Source organism: Telluria sp. ZB4P34 (genome assembly GCF_059686055.1).
The window spans coordinates 36,325-54,518 of the sequence record NZ_JCASIF010000003.1; the positions used below are offsets into that span (position 1 = coordinate 36,325).

An 18,194-nucleotide genomic window follows, 5' to 3' on the forward strand; every position below is an offset into this window, starting at 1 on the left:
GGGCCGGTAATGTTCTTTATTGCTGTCTATTCAGGCTGGACTCTTGGCAGATTAATTTTTTGTGGTGTTTCAATATAATTTTCCTACAATTTTTTTAGGAGATAATACTATGCATAGTATTAATTCGGATCGATTGAGTGGAATAGAACTGCTAGGCGAATCTGAAATAGAACAAATTGGTGGTGGATTAGCCCCCCTCGTTGTTTATGGTCTTTGGATGGCCGGCGGGTTCATTGCCGCCTTTGCTGCTGCAGCAGCCGTGCATTATTTTGGTAATGGTAATCACAAGCATTAAAACAACCCCCCCCCCCCGGGTACGCCCGGGGGGTTGTTTTAATATATAAGCGAGATCGGTGTTTGCAGTTTAATCAGACATATGCGTTTACAATTAGAAAGTCATTGGACCGTGGCGCAAATTGTTTTATCGCAAATTTTGGTAAAGCGCGCGTCCTAAGTAAATTTTACTGGTGCGTCACAATCGTTCGCTGTGAAATAGTCACTAGGGGTTAGAATAGATTTCTTTACCCCTATGATTCTTAGAAATTGTATGCATACCCTATCGCGGGACGCGCTGGCTTTGTCCAGCCTCGACGAACACATTCTGCTGCCCGGCACCAAGGGCCTGCCCCTGCGCGAACCCTTGCGACAGGGCGCAGTCGGCGTGCAGGTCTGGAACGTACTGCACGGCGATACCTCTTTTCCAGTGGCGTTGCTTAAGGCCTCCGCGCTGCGCCACAACCTGGCATGGATGCGCGCATTCTGCGAACGCCACGGCGTCACGCTGGCCCCGCACGGCAAGACCACCATGAGCCCGCAGCTCTTTGCCGCCCAGCTGGCCAATGGCGCCTGGGGCATTACGCTGGCCAGCGCCACGCAAGTGCAAGTGGCGCACCGCTTCAACGTGCGCCGGGTGCTGCTGGCTAACCAGCTGGTGGGGCGCGCCGACATCGCCGCCGTGCTGGCGCTGCTGCACGAGGATCCGGATTTCGAATGCTTCGTGCTGGCCGACTCGCTGGACGGTGTCGCGCGGCTGTCGGAGGCGGCGAGCGCAGCCAGTCTGGCGCGGCCGCTGCCGGTGCTGGTCGAACTCGGCCTGGCCGGCAAGCGCGCCGGATGCCGGACCGGCAGCGAAGCGATGGCGGTGGCGCGCGCCATCGCGGCCGCCGACGGCCTGGTACTGGCCGGTTTCGAAGGCTATGAAGGCCTGCTGGTCAGCCAGGACCGCGAGGCCGACCTGCGCGCCGTGCACGCCTTCCTGGCCGAGCTGGTCGACCTGGTGGAAACGGCCGACGGCGAAGGCCTGTTCGGCGCTGCCGAGATCCTGCTGTCGGCCGGCGGCTCCTCGTATTTCGACCTGGTGGCGCGCGGTTTTGCGGGTGTGGACGGCCTGTCGCGGCCGGTCCGTGCCGTACTGCGCAGCGGCTGCTATTTGACCAGCGACCACGGCTCCTACCAGCGCCTGCTGGCCCAGCTCGATGCGCGCGAGGCGCAGGCTGGCGAGGGCCTGCGCCCGGCACTGGAAGTCTGGAGCACCGTGCAGTCGCGGCCCGAGCCGGGCCTCGCCATCCTCACCATGGGCAAGCGCGACGCGTCCTACGATGAAGCGCTGCCGACGCCGCTGTTCACGCACCGACCGGGCAGCGCAGCAGCAACACCGGCAGCACTGCCGCCCGGCTGCACGATCTTCAAGATGAACGACCAGCACGCCTACCTGTCGCTGCCGGAAGGCGAAATCCGTGACGGCCTGCGCGTAGGCGACCTGGTCGGCTGCGGCATCTCCCATCCCTGCACGACCTTCGACAAGTGGCAGGTGCTGCTGGCGGTGGACGACGCCTACAACGTGACCGAGGCGCTGAACACCTTCTTCTGAAACGGTGCTGCGGTAGGCTACAATCGATCGTCGCCCGCCCAGAGAGTACAGACCGTATGACCGCCATGCCGCCGTCCCTGTTCCCGCCGATCCAGCCCATCCGCCACGGTATGCTGGCCGTCGACGAGCTGCACACGATCTACTGGGAAGAAGTCGGCAACCCCAATGGCATCCCGGTACTGTTCCTGCACGGCGGCCCGGGCGCCGGCCTGTCGCCGCAGCACCGCCGCTTCTTCGACCCAAACGCCTACCGCGTGATCCTGTTCGACCAGCGCGGCGCCGGCAAGTCCACGCCGCTGGGCGAATGGCGCAACAACAGCACCCAACTGCTGATCGACGACATCGAGCGCCTGCGGCAGATGTTCGGCATCAGGCAGTGGCTGGTGTTCGGCGGCTCCTGGGGCTCGACGCTGGCGCTGGCCTATGGCCAGGCGCATCCCGAGCGCTGCCTCGGCTTCGTGCTGCGCGGGATCTTCCTGTGCACAAAGGCCGAGGTCGACTGGTTCATCAACGGCGTGAAGTGGTTCTATCCCGAGCTGTACGAGGAATTCGTGGCCCCCATTCCGCAAGAGGAAAGGGGCGACCTGCTCAAGGCTTATTGTGAACGCCTGCTGTGCAATGACCCGGCGGTGTACTGGCCGGCCGCGCGCGCCTGGAGCCGCTTCGAGGGCCGCCGCGTGTTCCTGCTGCCGCAGCCGGACGAGCCCTCGTCCGACGCGCTCGACCTCGGCGTCGGCCGCCTGGAGTCGCACTACATGCTGCATGGCGCCTTCCTGGAAGAAGATCAGCTGCTGCGCGACATCGGGCGTATCGCCCATTTGCCGGCCACCATCGTGCAGGGCCGCTACGACGTGATCTGCCCGCCCTTGTCGGCCTGGCGCCTGCACGGGGCCTGGCCGGGGGCGAAGCTGCACATGATTCCCGACGGCGGCCACGGCGCGCTCGAGACCGGGATCGCCCGCGCCCTGGTGAACGCCACCGAGGGGTTCAAGCGCCACGGCCGCTTCGATTGACGGCCGCCCGGCCGCCCCGCGGCTGTTACACTACCAATAAAACCTGCAAGAACGACGCCTTCCATGAATATCCAGATCAGCGACATCGGCCACGTCATCCAGCTGGCGATCGCGCCGGTCTTCCTGCTGACCGGCGTGGCGACCAAGCTCACCGTGCTGACCAACCGGCTGGCGCGCATCATCGACCGTACCCGCGTGCTCGAAGACCGCCTCAAGAAGGGCGCCAATGCCGAGTACTCGGCCGAACTCGAAACCCTGTACACCCGCTCGCACCTGATCAACACGGCGATCACGTCCAGCACCGGCTGCGGCCTGATGGTCTGCCTGGTAATCGCGCTGCTGTTCCTGGGCGATACCACCAACCTGCCGCTGGACCAGTACATCGCCGGACTGTTCGTGTTCGCGATGCTTGGCCTGATCAGCAGCTTCGTCTACTTCCTGCGCGAGATCTTCATCGCCTCGCGTTTCATGCGCATGCAGCACACGCTGTCCCTCCAGCAGCCGCGCCAGCATCCGCCCACCGAATGATCGAGTACAGCATGCACGACTACGAACGTCCCCCGACCCTCCACCGCTACGCGCTGCGCAGCGAACTCGAAGCCGCACTGCGCGGCCAGTTCCGCCTGGTCCCCGCCGGCTTCTTCCTGACCGTGTCGTTTTCGACGGCCTGGGACAAGCGCCTGTTCGACGTGCTCGGCCCGGCCGACAGCTGCCTGGTGATCCATAACACCGAAATCTTCGGCGAGCGCCTGCACCGCGCGGTGCAGCGCACGCTGCCCGACTGGGCCGGCATCGACGGTGCGGTCGAATACGGTGCGCGCTCGCGCCTGGGCGCCGCCTTTACCAAAAGCCTGGGGCATGCGCAGGAACAGGAATGGCAGTTCGCATGGCGCTCGATGTCGCCCAGCGCCACGCTGCGGCCGGTCACCGTGAACATCGGCAGCATCGAAGGCTTCGCCGAACTGCGCGATCGCGAAAGCCACCTGGTCTGAAGCCGGACGGCGCCGCCGAAGGCGTTTAGAAACACGCCTCCACGAAATCACGGTGTAATGCCGTGATGACGCTTTCACCTTATCCACACCTCCTCGCGCCGCTCGACCTTGGTTTCACGAGCCTGAAGAACCGCGTGATCATGGGCTCGATGCACACCGGGCTCGAAGACCGCTTCTACAACTACGGCAAGCTGGCCGCGTTCTACCGCGAACGCGCGCGCGGCGGGGTCGGCCTGATCGTCACCGGCGGCATCTCGCCGAACCGCCAGGGCTGGCTGCTGCCCTTCGGCGGCACCCTGAACTTCCTGGGCGACGTGCCCAACCACCGGCGCGTCACGCGCGCCGTGCACGAGGAGGGCGGCAAGATCGTGCTGCAGATCCTGCACGCGGGCCGCTACGGCTACCAGCCCTTCGTGGTGTCCGCCTCCAGCGTCAAGTCGCCGATCTCGAAGTTCAGGCCGAAGGCACTCGACGCCGCCGGCATCGAAGCCACCATCGCCGCCTACGCGCGCTGCGCCAGGCTGGCGAAAATGGCCGGCTACGACGGCGTCGAGGTGATGGGCAGCGAAGGCTACCTGCTCAACCAGTTCCTGTGCGCGCGCACCAACAAGCGTGACGATGAATGGGGCGGCAGCATCGGGAACCGCATGCGCCTGGCCGTCGAGGTGGTGCGCCGCATGCGCGCGCAAGTGGGCCCCGACTTCATCCTGATGTACCGCCACTCGGTGCTCGACCTGGTCGACGGCGGCAATACCTGGGACGAGGTGGTCGCGGTGGCCAGGGCACTGGAAGCCGCCGGCGTCACGATCATGAACACCGGCTACGGCTGGCACGAGGCGCGCGTGCCCACCATCGTCACCTCGGTGCCGCGTGCGGCGTTTGCCGAGGTCGCGGGACGCCTGCGGCGCGAGCTGCGCATTCCCGTGGTGGCCTCGAACCGCATCAACATGCCTGCTGACGCCGAGGCGCTACTGGCGCAAGGCAGCGCCGACCTGGTGTCGATGGCGCGGCCCTTCCTCGCCGATCCGGACTGGGTGGCCAAGGCGGCAAGCGGGCGCACCGACGAGATCAACACCTGCATTGCCTGCAACCAGGCCTGCCTCGATCACACCTTCTCGAACAAGCGCGCCAGCTGCCTGGTCAATCCGCGGGCATGCCACGAGACCGAGCTGGTATTCCGCAAGACCGGCAAGCCGCGCCGCATCGCCGTGGTCGGCGCCGGCCCGGCCGGCCTGTCGGCGGCCACCGTGGCGGCCGAACGGGGACACCAGGTCACCCTGTTCGACGCGCTGGACTACATCGGCGGCCAGTTCAATGTCGCCATGCGCGTGCCCGGCAAGGAGGAATTCGCCGAGACCATCCGCTACTTCGGCCGCAAGCTGGCGCTGACCGGGGTCGATCTGCGCCTGGGACGGCGCGTCACCCGCTCGGAGCTGCTCGCGCAGGGCTACGACGACGTGATCGTCGCCACCGGCATCACCACCCGCAAGCCTGCCATCGACGGGATCGGCCACCCCAAGGTGCTGAGCTACCTCGACGTGCTGCGCGAAGGGAAGCCGGTGGGGCGGCGCGTGGCCATCATCGGCGCGGGCGGCATCGGCTTCGACATGGGCGAATTCTTGGTGCACGATCCCGACGTGCCGCTGCCGGTGCCGAAGGAGCACTGGATGGGCGAATGGGGTGTCGATCCGCGATCGTCCACCCCGGGCGGGCTGGCGCCGCCGAAGAAGCCGCATCCGCCGCGCGAAGTCTGGCTCTTGCAGCGCAAGACCACGCGTCCGGGCGCGGGGCTGGGCAAGACCTCGGGCTGGGTGCACCGCGCCACCCTGGTGCGCAACGGCGTGCAGATGCTGGCGGGGGTGCAGTACGAGCGCATCGACGACGCGGGCCTGCACATCAGCGTCGGTGGCGAGCGGCGTGTGCTGGAAGTGGACAACGTGGTGATCTGCGCGGGGCAGGAAAGCCTGGCCGAGCTGATGCCGCCGGAAGGGCAGGCGCAGGCGGGCGGGCCGCGCTTCCACAAGATCGGCGGCGCGGCGCTGGCGGCCGAGCTGGATGCGAAGCGGGCGATCCGGGAGGGGGCCGAACTGGCCGCGAAACTGTAGGGTGGACGGCTATGCCGTCCGCGCGTTCAGATCAAGGATGAAAACCAGTGCGCGTCCATTCTTGAGCTAGTTGAACGCGCGGGCGGGAGACCCGCCTACCCTACGAACTTGCATTACTTCTTGCGAACCACTACGCAGCCGATCGAGTAGCCGGCGCCAAAGGAGCAGATCACGCCGTTCGAACCCGCGGGCAGGTCGTCCTGGTACTTGTGGAAGGCAATGATCGACCCTGCCGACGAGGTGTTGGCATAGGTGTCGAGGATCACCGGGGCCTCGTCCGGCCCGGCGTCGCGGCCCAGCAGGGTGCGCGCGATCAGCAGGTTCATGTTCAGGTTGGCCTGGTGCAGCCAGTAGCGCGACACGTCCTCGATCTTCAGGCCGGCATTGCTCACGGTGTCGGCGATCGTCTCGGCCGCCATCGGGCACACCTCCTTGAATACCTTGCGGCCCTGCTGGCGGAACAGCTTGTCCGGCGCGCCGATGCCTGCTTCGTCGAAGCGGTTCATGAAGCCGAAGTTGTTGCGGATGTTGTTCGAGAACTTGGTCTTCAGCCGGCTGTCCAGGATTTCCCACTGGTGGCCGCCGGTCGCCGTCTCGGCGGCTTCGACGATCACCGCGGTGCAGGCGTCGCCGAAGATGAAGTGGCTGTCGCGGTCGCGGAAATTCAGGTGGCCGCTGGTGATCTCGGGATTGAGCATCAGGACGGCGCGCGCGCGGCCGCTGCGCACCGCATCCACCGCGGTCTGGATGCCGAAGGTGGCCGAGGAACAGGCCACGTTCATGTCGAAGCCGAAGCCCTCGATGCCCAGCGCGTCCTGTACCTCGACCGCCATGGCCGGGTAGGGACGCTGCATGTTCGAGCAGGCCACCAGCACCATGTCGATGTCGCTTGCCTGCTTGCCGGCGCGGTCCAGGGCCTGGCGCGCAGCGGCCACGCACATGTCGGCCTGCAGCGACACCTGTTCGTCGGCGCGCTCCGGGATGCGGGCCGTCATGCGGGTCGGATCGAGGATGCCTTCCTTCTCCATCACGTAGCGCGACTTGATGCCCGAGGCTTTTTCGATGAAGGCGCTGCTCGAGGGCTCGAGCGCGGTGACTTCGCCGGCGGCGATGGCGGCGGCGTGTTCCTGGTTGTACAGCTCGACGTAGGCATTGTAGGCCGTCACCAGCTCATCGTTGGAGATGGAATACGGCGGCGTAAACAGGCCGGTGCCGCTGATCACGACAGGTTTCATGTTCGGGACTTTCAAAGGAAATAACAGGCGAATCAGGTAAATCGCCGGGAGATGCGGCGATTCTACACCCTCGGACCGGGCCTGGGAATTGTCGGAATTGGCAGGCCGGGAAGGAAAAACCCCGTCAGCGCGCGTGTTGCGCCAGCGTCGTCGCGGCCCCCGCGCGCTTCGACAACTGCACCTTCTCGCCCTTGAGGTGGCGCAGCGCCTGCGCCAGCTGGAAGTCGTCGGCGCTGCCATAGTCGACCGGCTTGCGTTCGCGCGCCTCGGCCCACAGGCGCATCTGCTCCTCGATGTCCTCGGCGCGGGTGGCGTCTTCCTTGTCGCGGTCGTTCGCCAGGTGCCGTTCGAGGTCGGCCTCGCGCATGCGCAGCGCGTTCAGGCCGTCGCCGTCCGGCGTCTCGTCGACCGGGAAGTCGGGCACGATGCCGCGCGCCTGGATCGAACGCCCGGCCGGGGTGTAGTAGCGCGCCGTGGTCAGCTTGACGGCGGCGTCGCGGCCGATCGGGCGGATGGTCTGCACCGAACCCTTGCCGAAGGTCTGGCTGCCCAGGATGGTGGCGCGCTTGTAGTCCTGCAGCGCGCCGGCCACGATTTCCGAGGCCGAGGCCGAGCCGCTATTCACCAGCACCACCATCGGCAGCTTCTTGAAGGCCGGCGGCAGGCTGGCGAGCGGGTCGGCGCCGCTGCGCAGCATGTAGAACTCGGGGCGGCCGTAGAAGCGCTGGCGCGAATCGGCCAACTGGCCGTTGGTGGAGACGATTTCGGCATCCTTGGGCAGGAAGGCCGCGGCCACGCCGATCGCGCCCTGCAGCAGGCCGCCCGGATCATTGCGCAGGTCGAGCACCAGGCCCTTCATGTCCGGATTGTCGCGGTACAGGGCCTGCAGCCTGGCGGCCATGTCGTCCACGGTCGGCTCCTGGAACTGTGCGATGCGCAGCCAGGCGTAGCCCGGCTCGACCATCCTGGCCTTGACGCTTTTCTGCACGATCTCGCCGCGCGCGATGGTGAAACGCAGCGGCGCAGGGCTGTCCTTGCGCGCAATCGTGAGGGTGACCCTGGTGCCCGGCTCGCCGCGCATGCGCTTGATCGCCTCGTCGATCGGCAGGCCCTGCACCGGCTGGCCGTCGATCTGGGTGATCAGGTCGCCTTCCTTGATGCCCGCATGCCAGGCCGGGGAGTCCTCGATCGGGGCGACGATCTCGATGAAGCCGTCCTCGCTTTCGGAAATCTCGATGCCGAGGCCGACGAAACGCCCTTCGGTGCCTTCGCGCAGCTCGCGGTAGGCGCGCGGATCGAGGTAGGCGGAGTGCGGGTCGAGCGACGCCACCATGCCGGAAATCGCTTGCGACAGCAGGGCCTTGTCCTCGACCGGCTCGACGTAGGTGGACTTGATGACGCCGTAGACGTCGGCCAGCTGGCGCAGCTCGGCCAGCGGCATGCCGGCGTCGACGGGCTTGTGCGCCAGCGCCGAAAACTGCATGGTGACCGCGACCCCGGCAATGGCGCCAAGGCCGACGAGACAGGAATTCTTGAAAGTGGAGCCCATGGTTCACCCGATGTGAGCGCTGTTGCGCCGCAGTGAAGCAGCACGGTCGCCCCAGTCATGCATGAGGTAGCGCAAGTCCAGTATAAACCCGAAGCCCGGGAGGCTGCTCCGAAGCAGGCCAAACCATGTGTTACCAAGGACCATGATCCTAAAGGCATGCACCCGTTAAGGATTGCTCAGCTTGGTAAGCAATTGTAAGAGTCGAAGCGGACGCGGGGGGGGCGAATTTATAGTCGATCTCAGTTTTTCTCTCTCTCCACTTTTGAAGTGGTCTTTGCCCGCGGCCCCCTCCGCGGGCTTTTTTATTCCCGCTTCTGCCGCTTGCCTCCGGATGCTACATTCTCGAAAGCAACGCCTTCGCAGCGCAAGCGCCGTTGTTGTGACGTACCAACACATGCATATACGATTTGGCCCTGGCTGCATGTATCGAAAAGTAAAAAAGCCCCAGGGGCCGTTGCTGCCTCTTGCCCACCCGCTAGAATGCCTGAATCCTATACCGTCGAGGACGGCAGGTGAGACAGCCAGCAGGCACCCCTGGTGGCGCCGAACGATGAGACCGGCCACAAGCCGGCCGCTTTTTCCCAACCCCAGCAATTCTTTAGCAACCGAGGACCATTCCGTGAAGCGAATCCTTTTGAGCACCCTGGCGCTGTCCCTGGCGGCAGCCTTTGCCAACGCGGCCGACAATTCGGCTACCGCAGCAGCTGCAAGCACGAAGACGGTCGCCGCGCCGATTTCGGGCATCGACACCCACTACATCGACACCAGCGTGCGCCCGCAGGATGATTTCTTCGCGCACGTCAACGGCAAATGGCTGAAAGAGACGGAGATCCCGAGCGACAAGGCGAGCTGGGGTACTTTCATGAAACTGCGCGACGATACCATGCCGCAGATCAGGACCATCATCGAGCGCGCCCAGGCCGACAAGGACGCCAAGAAGGGGAGTGAGACCCAGAAGATCGGCGACCTGTACGCAAGCTACATGGATGAAGCGCGCCGCGAAACCTTGGGCGTGAAGCCCTTGGGCGCCGAACTGCGCAAGATCCGGGCGCTGAAGGACAAGCAGGGCTTGCCGGCCCTGGTCGGCCACCTGTCGAAAATCGGCGTCTCGACTCCCTACGGCATCTATGTCAGCCAGGATATGCGCGCATCGACACAACATGCCGCCTATATCTCCCAAAGCGGCCTGGGCATGCCGGACCGCGACTATTACCTGAAGATGGACGACGCCAAGCTGGCCGACATCCGTGCCAAGTATCAGGTGCACGTCGAGAAGATCCTGACGCTGGCCGGTGAGAAGAATGCCGCGGCCCAGGCCAAGGCGATCGTCGACTTCGAGACCGAGCTGGCCAAGGTGCAGTGGACCCGTGTCGACAACCGCGACCCGGTCAAGCGCTACAACAAGATGAGCGTGGTTGAGCTGTCCAAGCTGGCTCCGGGTTATGACTGGAAAGCGGCCCTTGGCGCGGCTGGCGTTGGGAGCAAGCTCGACACCATCATCGTCAACCAGCCGAGCTATTTCTCCGGCCTGAACGAGGTGCTGGCCAAGACCGACCTGGCCACCCTGAAGTCCTACTTCGAATGGCAGCTGCTGCGCGAATTCGCGCCCTACCTGTCGAAATCCTTCAAGGACGAAAACTTTGCCTTCTACGGCACCGTCCTGACCGGCGCCACCGAACAGGAGCCGAGCTGGAAGCGCGGCGTGGCCACCGTCGAGGGTTCGCTGGGCGAAGCGGTGGGCAAGCTGTATGTGGCCGAGCACTTCCCGCCGGAGCGCAAGGCACGCATGGAAGAACTGGTCAAGAACCTGGTCCATGCTTATGGCCAGTCGATCGACAAGCTGGACTGGATGAGCCCGACGACCAAGAAAGAAGCGCGCGCCAAGCTGGCCAAGTTTACGCCAAAGATCGGCTACCCCGACAAGTGGCGCGACTACGGCAAGCTGAGTATCCAGCGTGACGACCTGGTCGGCAACCTGATGCGCGCCTCGCGCTTCGAGTACGACTACCGCATCGGAAAGCTGGGCAAGCCGATCGACCGTAGCGAGTGGGGCATGACGCCGCAGACTGTGAATGCCTACTACCGCAGCACCATGAACGAGATCGTGTTCCCGGCTGCGATCCTGCAGCCGCCGTTCTTCGACATGCGCGCCGACGACGCCGTGAACTACGGCGGGATCGGCGCCGTGATCGGCCACGAGATCGGCCACGGCTTCGACGACAAGGGCAGCCAGTCGGATGGCGACGGCAACCTGCGCGACTGGTGGACCGGCGAGGACCGCAGCGCCTTCAAGCAGCGCACCGACAAGCTGGTCAAGCAGTTCGCTTCGTACAGCCCGCTGCCGGGCTACAACCTGAACGGCGAGCTAACCCTGGGCGAGAACATCGGCGACAACGCCGGCCTGTCGATCGCCTACAAAGCCTATAAGCTGTCGCTGAACGGCAAGCCGGCTCCGGTGATCGACGGCCTGACGGGCGACCAGCGCTTCTTCATGGGATGGGGCCAGGTATGGCGCATCAAGATGCGCGACCAGCAGATGGTCAACCAGGTCAAGAACGGTCCCCACTCGCCGGGTCAGTACCGCGCCAACGGCGCCGTGGCGAACATGCCCGAGTTCTACGAGGCTTTCGGCGTGAAACCGGGCGACAAGATGTACCGGAGCCCTGAAGAGCGCGTGCTGGTCTGGTAAGCACTTGACGAGAACGGGCCGGCGCCAAGCGCCGGCCCGTTTGCATTCCACCTATAAAAAAAAGAGAAATATATGAGACGACATCTGCTGGGCGCCGCGGCGCTCGCCTTCACCGCTTCGCTGGCGGCAACCCCGGTCCTGGCCGGATCTGGCGCCTCCGCCGCCAAAGCGGCTCCGGGCAAGGCCGCTACCCTGTCCTCCGGCATCGCGCTCGAATACGTCGAGCCGGGCGTGCGTCCGCAGGACGACTTCTTCCAGCACCTGAACGGCAAGTGGCTCAAGACCGTCGAGATCCCGGCCGACAAGTCGAGCTGGGGCGCCTTCTACAAGCTGCACGACGACACCCAGCCGCAGCTGCGCGCGATCATCGAGCGCTCGGCCGCGAAGAAGAACGCGCCGGCCGGCTCGGAAGAGCAGCTGATCGGCGACTTCTTCGCCAGCTACATGGACGAAGCGCGCCTGGAACAGCTGGGCATCACGCCGCTCAAGGGCGAGCTGGCGAAAATCGCCGCCATCAAGGACAAGGCCGAACTGCCGGCCACCTTCGCGCGCCTGGGCCGCATCGGCGTGACCACGCCGTTCAGTTTCTATATCCACCAGGATGCCAAGGATTCGACCAAGTACGTGGCCGACCTGTACCAGGGCGGCCTGGGCATGCCGGACCGCGACTACTACCTGAAGCTCGATGACGCCAAGCTGGCCAACACCCGCGCCAAGTACCAGCAGCACGTCGAGAAGATGCTGGCGCTGGCCGGCAACGCCAACGCCGCAGCGGATGCGAAAGCCATCGTCGACCTGGAAACCGAGCTGGCGCGCGTGCAGTGGACCAAGGTCGAGAACCGCGACCCGGTCAAGACCTACAACAAGGTGGAACTCGCCAAGCTGGCCGAACTCGCGCCGGGCTACGCCTGGGACGCCTGGCTGAAGGAAGCCGGCATCCAGGGCAAGACCGATTACGTGATCGTCAGCCAGCCGAGCTACCTGAAGGGCATGGCGGAGATCGTGAACCGCGTGCCGCTCGAGACCTGGAAGGTCTACCTGCAGCTGCATACCGTGAACGGCTATGCCAACTACCTGTCGAAGGCCTTCGTCGACCAGCGCTTCGCCTTCCACGGCACGGCGCTGTCGGGCGCGCCGAAGCTGGAACCGCGCTGGAAGCGCGGCGTGTCGACCATCGAGGGCGCGCTGGGCGACGCGGTGGGCAAGCTGTACGTGAAGGAGCACTTCCCGGCCGAACGCAAGGCGCGCATGGAAGTATTGGTGAAAAACCTGATGGAAGCCTATCGCCAGTCGATCGATACCCTCGACTGGATGAGCCCCGCCACCAAGAAGGAAGCCCAGGCCAAGTTGGCCAAGTTCACCCCGAAGATCGGCTACCCGAACAAGTGGAAAGACTACGCGTCGCTGAGCGTGAAGCGCGGCGACCTGGCCGGCAACGTGATGCGCTCGCGCGAAGTGGAATACCAGCGTGAACTGAACAAGCTGGGCAAGCCGATCGACCGCGACGAATGGGGCATGACGCCGCAGACCGTGAATGCCTACTACAACCCGGAACTGAACGAGATCGTGTTCCCGGCCGCGATCCTGCAGCCGCCGTTCTTCGACATGAACGCCGACGACGCCGTGAACTACGGCGGCATCGGCGCCGTGATCGGCCACGAGATCAACCATGGCTTCGACGACCAGGGTTCGCAATACGACGGCGACGGCAACATGCGCAACTGGTGGACCGAGGAAGACGGCAAGAAGTTTGCCGAGAAGACCAAGGTCCTGATCGCCCAGTACGCCGGCTACAGCCCGCTGCCGGGCTACCACGTGAACGGCGAGCTGACCCTGGGCGAGAACATCGGCGACAACTCGGGCCTGGCGATCGCCTACAAGGCCTACAAGCTGTCGCTGAAGGGCAAGAAGGCCCCGGTGATCAATGGCCTCACGGGCGACCAGCGCTTCTACATGGGCTGGGGCCAGGTGTGGCGCTCGAAGATGCGTGAGCCGGCCCAGATCGCCCAGGTGAAGACCGACCCGCACTCGCCGGGCCAGTTCCGTGCCAACGGCACCTTGAAGAACCAGCCGGGCTTCTACGAGGCCTTCGGCGTGAAGGAAGGCGACAAGATGTACCTGGCGCCAAAGGACCGCGTGATCATCTGGTGATGAGCGTCGCGTGGCGCCGCATGCGGCGCCACCAATGAAAAATGCCGTCCAGTGTGAGCTGGACGGCATTTTTTTTTGCAGGCGCAGCGCGCCTGCGGCAGGGCAGGAATCAGCGGGTCACGCTCGAGTAGCTGCAGGTCTTGGCAGTGGACTTCTTCGGGTCGCCGAACACCGCATTCGTGCACGGGGTCGAGGCGGTGATCACCTTGGTGAAATAGTAGCCAGGCGCGCCGTAGCGTACTTCGCGGGTACCGCTGAAGGAGCACACGCCGCCCTCCTTCGCGCAGAAGGTCCAGGTCGCCGTGTCTGCAGTCGGGCTGGTCGGCGTCGGTGACGTCGTCGGCGTGGTCGTCGGCGTTGCCGTGCCGGTGCTGCCGCTCGTGGTATTCGAGTAGCTGCAGGTCTTGGCGGTGGACTTCCTCGGGTCGCCGAACACGGCATTGGTGCACGGGGTCGAACCGGTGACCGTCTTGTAGTTGTAGTAGCCCGGGGCGCCGTAGCGGACCTGGCGCGTGCCGGTGAAGGAGCAGATGCCGCCCTCGTTGGCGCAGTGCGTCCAGCCATCGGCCGACGGGGCAGGCGCCGGTGCAGGCGCCGGCGCCGGGGTCGGTACAGGCGTCGGGCTCGTCACGGCAGCCACGGCTTCGTAGGCGCCGATGTCGAGCGTGCCCACCGGGCGCGTCTCGGCCGCCGCCACGTGGCGGTACTGCGCAACCGGCGCCAGCGACACGCCGGCGGCGCTCTTGCCCGGGTCCGAACCCGCATCGATCACCAGGCCGACGGTGGTCGGGCGCAGGTCGAACAGGGCGCGGCTCACGAACGCCGGTGCGAGGGCGCTGTAGTTGGTCTTCTTGACGGCGCTGGCCTGGTCCACCATGGTGCCGACACCACTGAAGATATTATTCTGGATCAGGGCGGGCTTGGTCACGGCGCTGCCGATCAGCACGAAGGTGCCGCGCGAGCTGTCGTCGTTCAGGAAGGTATTGTTGACGACGTACAGGTCCTGGGTAGGATTGCTCGCCCCTTCCTTGCCGAACGCCAGCATGCCCGGATTGCTGTGGCTCGCCGGTTGGTGGATGACGTTGCCGATGACATGGGCGGTACCGGCATTCGGCAGGTCGATCTCGTAGCTCGGCTTGCGCGCGCCTTCCTGGCCGGCCGGCGTGCTCGAGAACCGGTTGTAGGTAATCGTGTTGACACGGGCACGCGACTTCAGGTTGTGGCCGACGTGCGCATCGTGCGAATAGTTGTAGCGGAAGGTCAGGCTGCCGACATTGCCGATGTACAGGTTGTGGGTATAGCCGGTACCGTAGCCGTTGCGGGCGAATTCCGAATACTCGACCACGATATTGCTGGCGGTATTGGCGCCGCTGAGGATGCCGTTTTCGTTGTCGTGCAGGTAGGACGAGCGCAGCGTGAAGTTGGTGCCTTCCAGGCGCAGGGCGGCGCCGTTCTGGTCAGGCACCTTGGCGCCATACATCTCGACGTTTTCGATCACGATATTGCTGCCGATGACGACCCATGTGCCTTTGCCCAGGGCATTCTTGCCGGCAGCGTCGATCTTCGGACGGCCGTTCACGCCGCGGATGGTCAGGTTGCTGGTGGAGATACCGCACACGTCACCGCTATAGGTGGCGTTGCCTTGAATTTCGATGACATCGCCACTCTTTGCTGCGGCGAATGCCTGGCAAGGACGTGCGTAAGTCTTACCCGCACCCACGGAGAGGGTGGCGGCCGTCGCGGGCAGCAGGGCAGTGGCGCATGCGAGCGCCAGCGTGGTACGGGTAAAGGTAAGGCGGAGTTGACGCATAAAATCCTCTAGTCGTTCAGCTAATATTTGTGTCTGCAGGAAATTTCCTTGCGACACATTTGTTCCAGAGTATATGATGCGAACGGGAAAATACGTAACCAATTGTAAGAAATGGCCGCCTAGAAACAACACTTTCCTATGAAAATTAATGTCTAAGAGAATTTTCATTGGTGGCAAATGTGTTGCTAACAGGCGGCAAGGTGCGCGTATCTTGCATTCTATTCACTGCAATGACGCATCAGCGGCAATGCATAAGGTCACGCTTCCTCGCTGCAAAATTGACAATCAGTTATCTTGTATGTTTCCAGCTTAGCGCACCGAAGGAAATTCAATATTGCCGTATGGCAAGTCTACCCCATGTTGCCAGTAAATGGCCATGGCGCTGTCGAGGTTTTTTACAGAACAGCATCCTGTTCGCGCCATTTGGTGCATGGCATTGATTTTTCAGGCATTTTTACCGGGCATGCGGCTTGCTTGCCTGTGTGGTAATCACACACAACCGGGAGGCATCATGAAAATGCAGTGGCAATCCCTTGTTTCTCTTGTCATGGCCTGGATGGCCCTGGCGGCGCCGGCGAGTGCAGTCCCGGTCGTCGCCACCGGTACGAGCTATTCGATCTACCTGGACGGGCAGCAGAGCGGGAATGCGGCGGCCGGTATCTTCATCTTCGACGGCAGGCCCGAGTTCATCCTGCGCCCGGGCGACCAGACGCGCGTGACCGTGAACGAAACCGAGACGCAGCTCGACGCCACGCGCAGCCAGATCATCATCACGCTGTCGTCCGATACCGACTTGTTCCCCGTACTGGATGAGCTGGCGATCCTCGGCATCGGCACCTTCAACGACGGTATCGATCTGCTGCTCCCGGTGCGTCTCGAGGACGTGCGCATCAGTTTCATCAGTCCGAAAGACAGCGTCGTGACCGACAACCTGCTGTCCGAGGTCAGCCAGCCCAGGCCCTGGGATGGATTCTTTCCGAATGCCTTCGAGGTGGTCGGTATCGGCGGGGTCGGCGGCAAAGGCGTGCGCACCGTCGCGTTCGAGTTCGTCGTCAACAGCGCACCGTCGGCTGTGCCGGAACCCGGCATGCTGCTGTTGAGCGGCGCCGGCCTGCTGGCGCTCGTGGCGGCCCGGCGGCGCACATTGCCGGCCAGGCGCGCTTGAGAACGGCGCGGCGGTTTTCGCCATAAAAAAAGGCATGCCCTCGACCGGCATGCCTTTTTTAAATCAACGCCGGCCAGGCCGGCAGTTCCGTGTTTACTTGACCGAAGCGACCATGTAGTCGACCGCTGCCTTCACCTCGGCATCGCTGACGGCTGCGCCGCCCTTCGGCGGCATGAAGCCGGCTTTGCCCTGGAAGCCCTTGATGGCGTGCTCGTACAGCACGTTGTTACCTTGTGCCAAGCGCCCCGTCCAGGCGGCCTTGTCGCCGAACTTGGGAGCGCCTGCAATGCCTGCGCCGTGGCAGGCCACGCACGCGGCGTTGTAGACGTTCTTGCCGGTATCGGCGCTGGCGACTGCAGGTGCTGCCGCGGCAACAGGGGCGGCTGCAGGAGCAGGCGCTGCAGCAGGCGTGGCGGCAGCTGCCGGCGCTGCGGCGTCGGCGCTTGCCGTGGCGGCAGGCGCGGCGGCGGGAACGGCAGGTTCCTTGAAGCTGGCGCCGCTCTTGTTGGCCATGAAGACGACGGCGCGGGCCACCTCGACGTTGTCGAGGTCCGGATTGCCGCCCTTGGCCGGCATGGCGCGAATGCCTTCGATGGCGTGTTTCACCAGCGTGTCGTAACCCTGGCCGAGACGCGCCGCCCAGCCGCCAGTATCACCGGTTTTCGGAGCGCCTGCGGCGCCGCTGTCATGGCAGGCGGCGCATACGGCGGCATACACGGCGTCGCCGGCCTGCAGTACCCTGGGCGCATTGGCATCCACCAAGGTGAAGCCTTCGTCGGCGAGCGGACTGATGCGCGCTTCGACCGCGCCTGCGGCCTGGCTCTCGGTGCCGGCGCCGGTCAGGCGGCTGCTGGTCGCGAAGACGACGAGCAGGATGATACCGATGACGATGACGAGGAAAAATCCCGCGACGGCGGCGGCGAGCTGCTTGGGCGTACGGATCAGGGATTGATGTTCGTTGTGGGCGTCGCTCATGATTTCCTTAATTCAATAAAAAAACCTGCTACCGTGGCATCTCGTGTTTTTTTTGACATGCCATCAAGCGTTCGATTATAGACGTAAAGCTGCCCAAATGTAACGAAATTCGCGCCGCCACCATGGACGGGAGACCGGAAAGACTGTATTCTTCGGACACTTCACACTTCACACTACGCGGCTGTAGCTCAGTGGATAGAGTATTGGCCTCCGAAGCCAAGGGTCGTGGGTTCGATCCCCGCCAGCCGCGCCATTCAGTTCCCTTCCTCGAACGCTCTTGCAAGCGTTTCCTTCCTCCCGGCATATCGACACGCGAAAATGCGCAAGCATCCTGTTCCGCGTTCAGTGTTGTTTTTTTGCTCAGCATTCCAGCCTTATTGTGTTTCCCACTGTCATTATTGCTTGCGTCGGCTCCTGCGTGGAGCCATTCTGGTCTGTCGCAAGAAGGTGCGCACGTTACTGATGAGCACGAGTTATTTGTTTGGAAAGTGCTAAAATTTCTTGCCAGTTTTGCAGCGGAGATCCAGAGCCCTGCTCCATGACGGAGTGGGTTCCTTGCGCTGTAGAAATATTGGCAATCGCCAGTACGGAAAGATATCGACATGTTGTTTATTGGAGGAACGATTTCTATTGCGTTGAG

The 18,194-nt window shown here is 63.9% G+C and carries 13 protein-coding genes and 1 tRNA gene; 10 read left to right on the plus strand and 4 right to left on the minus strand.

Going from position 1 to position 18,194, the window contains the following annotated elements:
• Positions 1-109 precede the first annotated feature (109 nt).
• The 6 genes from AC56KL_RS07140 to AC56KL_RS07165 all read left to right on the plus strand — a co-directional run bounded on the left by AC56KL_RS07140 (position 110) and on the right by AC56KL_RS07165 (position 5,980).
• Positions 110-295 (plus strand): hypothetical protein, encoded by a 186-nt coding sequence (locus AC56KL_RS07140; protein ID WP_497179470.1) that lies wholly within the window; start codon positions 110-112, stop codon positions 293-295.
• A gap of 252 nt (positions 296-547) precedes the next feature.
• Positions 548-1,870 carry an amino acid deaminase gene (locus tag AC56KL_RS07145; protein WP_497179471.1) on the plus strand — a complete coding sequence of 441 codons (1,323 nt, stop codon included), beginning with the start codon at positions 548-550 and terminating at the stop codon, positions 1,868-1,870.
• Positions 1,871-1,926: 56 nt separating this feature from the next.
• Positions 1,927-2,883 carry a prolyl aminopeptidase gene (gene pip, locus AC56KL_RS07150; RefSeq protein ID WP_497179472.1) on the plus strand — a complete coding sequence of 319 codons (957 nt, stop codon included), beginning with the start codon at positions 1,927-1,929 and terminating at the stop codon, positions 2,881-2,883.
• A gap of 63 nt (positions 2,884-2,946) precedes the next feature.
• A complete protein-coding gene (locus tag AC56KL_RS07155; protein WP_497179473.1) occupies positions 2,947-3,411 on the plus strand; it encodes a DUF2721 domain-containing protein in 465 nt (154 codons plus the stop codon).
• Between the two features lie 11 nt (positions 3,412-3,422).
• Entirely contained in the window at positions 3,423-3,875 is a 453-nt protein-coding gene (locus tag AC56KL_RS07160; protein ID WP_497179474.1) for a hypothetical protein, read from the plus strand.
• A gap of 65 nt (positions 3,876-3,940) precedes the next feature.
• Positions 3,941-5,980, plus strand: a complete 2,040-nt coding sequence (locus tag AC56KL_RS07165; RefSeq protein WP_497179475.1) for a 2,4-dienoyl-CoA reductase FMN-binding domain-containing protein — start codon at positions 3,941-3,943, stop codon at positions 5,978-5,980.
• A 113-nt stretch (positions 5,981-6,093) separates the two neighbouring features.
• Here the strand turns inward: AC56KL_RS07165 and AC56KL_RS07170 are convergent, their stop codons facing one another.
• Positions 6,094-7,215, minus strand: a complete 1,122-nt coding sequence (locus AC56KL_RS07170) for a beta-ketoacyl-ACP synthase III (protein WP_497179476.1) — start codon at positions 7,213-7,215, stop codon at positions 6,094-6,096.
• Positions 7,216-7,339: 124 nt separating this feature from the next.
• Entirely contained in the window at positions 7,340-8,764 is a 1,425-nt protein-coding gene (locus AC56KL_RS07175; protein ID WP_497179477.1) for a S41 family peptidase, read from the minus strand.
• A 619-nt stretch (positions 8,765-9,383) separates the two neighbouring features.
• Here AC56KL_RS07175 and AC56KL_RS07180 point away from each other — a divergent pair.
• Both AC56KL_RS07180 and AC56KL_RS07185 read left to right on the plus strand, forming a co-directional pair.
• The gene (locus tag AC56KL_RS07180; RefSeq protein ID WP_497179478.1) at positions 9,384-11,453 is read left to right on the plus strand and encodes a M13 family metallopeptidase; all 2,070 of its coding nucleotides are present in this window, start codon (positions 9,384-9,386) and stop codon (positions 11,451-11,453) included.
• Between the two features lie 72 nt (positions 11,454-11,525).
• Positions 11,526-13,604, plus strand: a complete 2,079-nt coding sequence (locus tag AC56KL_RS07185) for a M13 family metallopeptidase (protein ID WP_497179479.1) — start codon at positions 11,526-11,528, stop codon at positions 13,602-13,604.
• 109 nt (positions 13,605-13,713) lie between these two features.
• Here AC56KL_RS07185 and AC56KL_RS07190 read toward each other — a convergent pair whose 3' ends face one another.
• Positions 13,714-15,414 carry a right-handed parallel beta-helix repeat-containing protein gene (locus AC56KL_RS07190; RefSeq protein ID WP_497179480.1) on the minus strand — a complete coding sequence of 567 codons (1,701 nt, stop codon included), beginning with the start codon at positions 15,412-15,414 and terminating at the stop codon, positions 13,714-13,716.
• A gap of 511 nt (positions 15,415-15,925) precedes the next feature.
• On the opposite strand from AC56KL_RS07190, the gene AC56KL_RS07195 reads away from it, so the two are divergent.
• Positions 15,926-16,579 (plus strand): PEP-CTERM sorting domain-containing protein, encoded by a 654-nt coding sequence (locus AC56KL_RS07195; RefSeq protein WP_497179481.1) that lies wholly within the window; start codon positions 15,926-15,928, stop codon positions 16,577-16,579.
• A 93-nt stretch (positions 16,580-16,672) separates the two neighbouring features.
• Here the strand turns inward: AC56KL_RS07195 and AC56KL_RS07200 are convergent, their stop codons facing one another.
• Positions 16,673-17,554, minus strand: coding sequence for a c-type cytochrome (locus AC56KL_RS07200; protein WP_497179482.1), 882 nt, complete (start codon positions 17,552-17,554; stop codon positions 16,673-16,675).
• 177 nt (positions 17,555-17,731) lie between these two features.
• Between AC56KL_RS07200 and AC56KL_RS07205 the strand changes: the two genes are divergently transcribed.
• Positions 17,732-17,807, plus strand: a tRNA-Arg gene (locus AC56KL_RS07205).
• Positions 17,808-18,194: the final 387 nt, after the last annotated feature.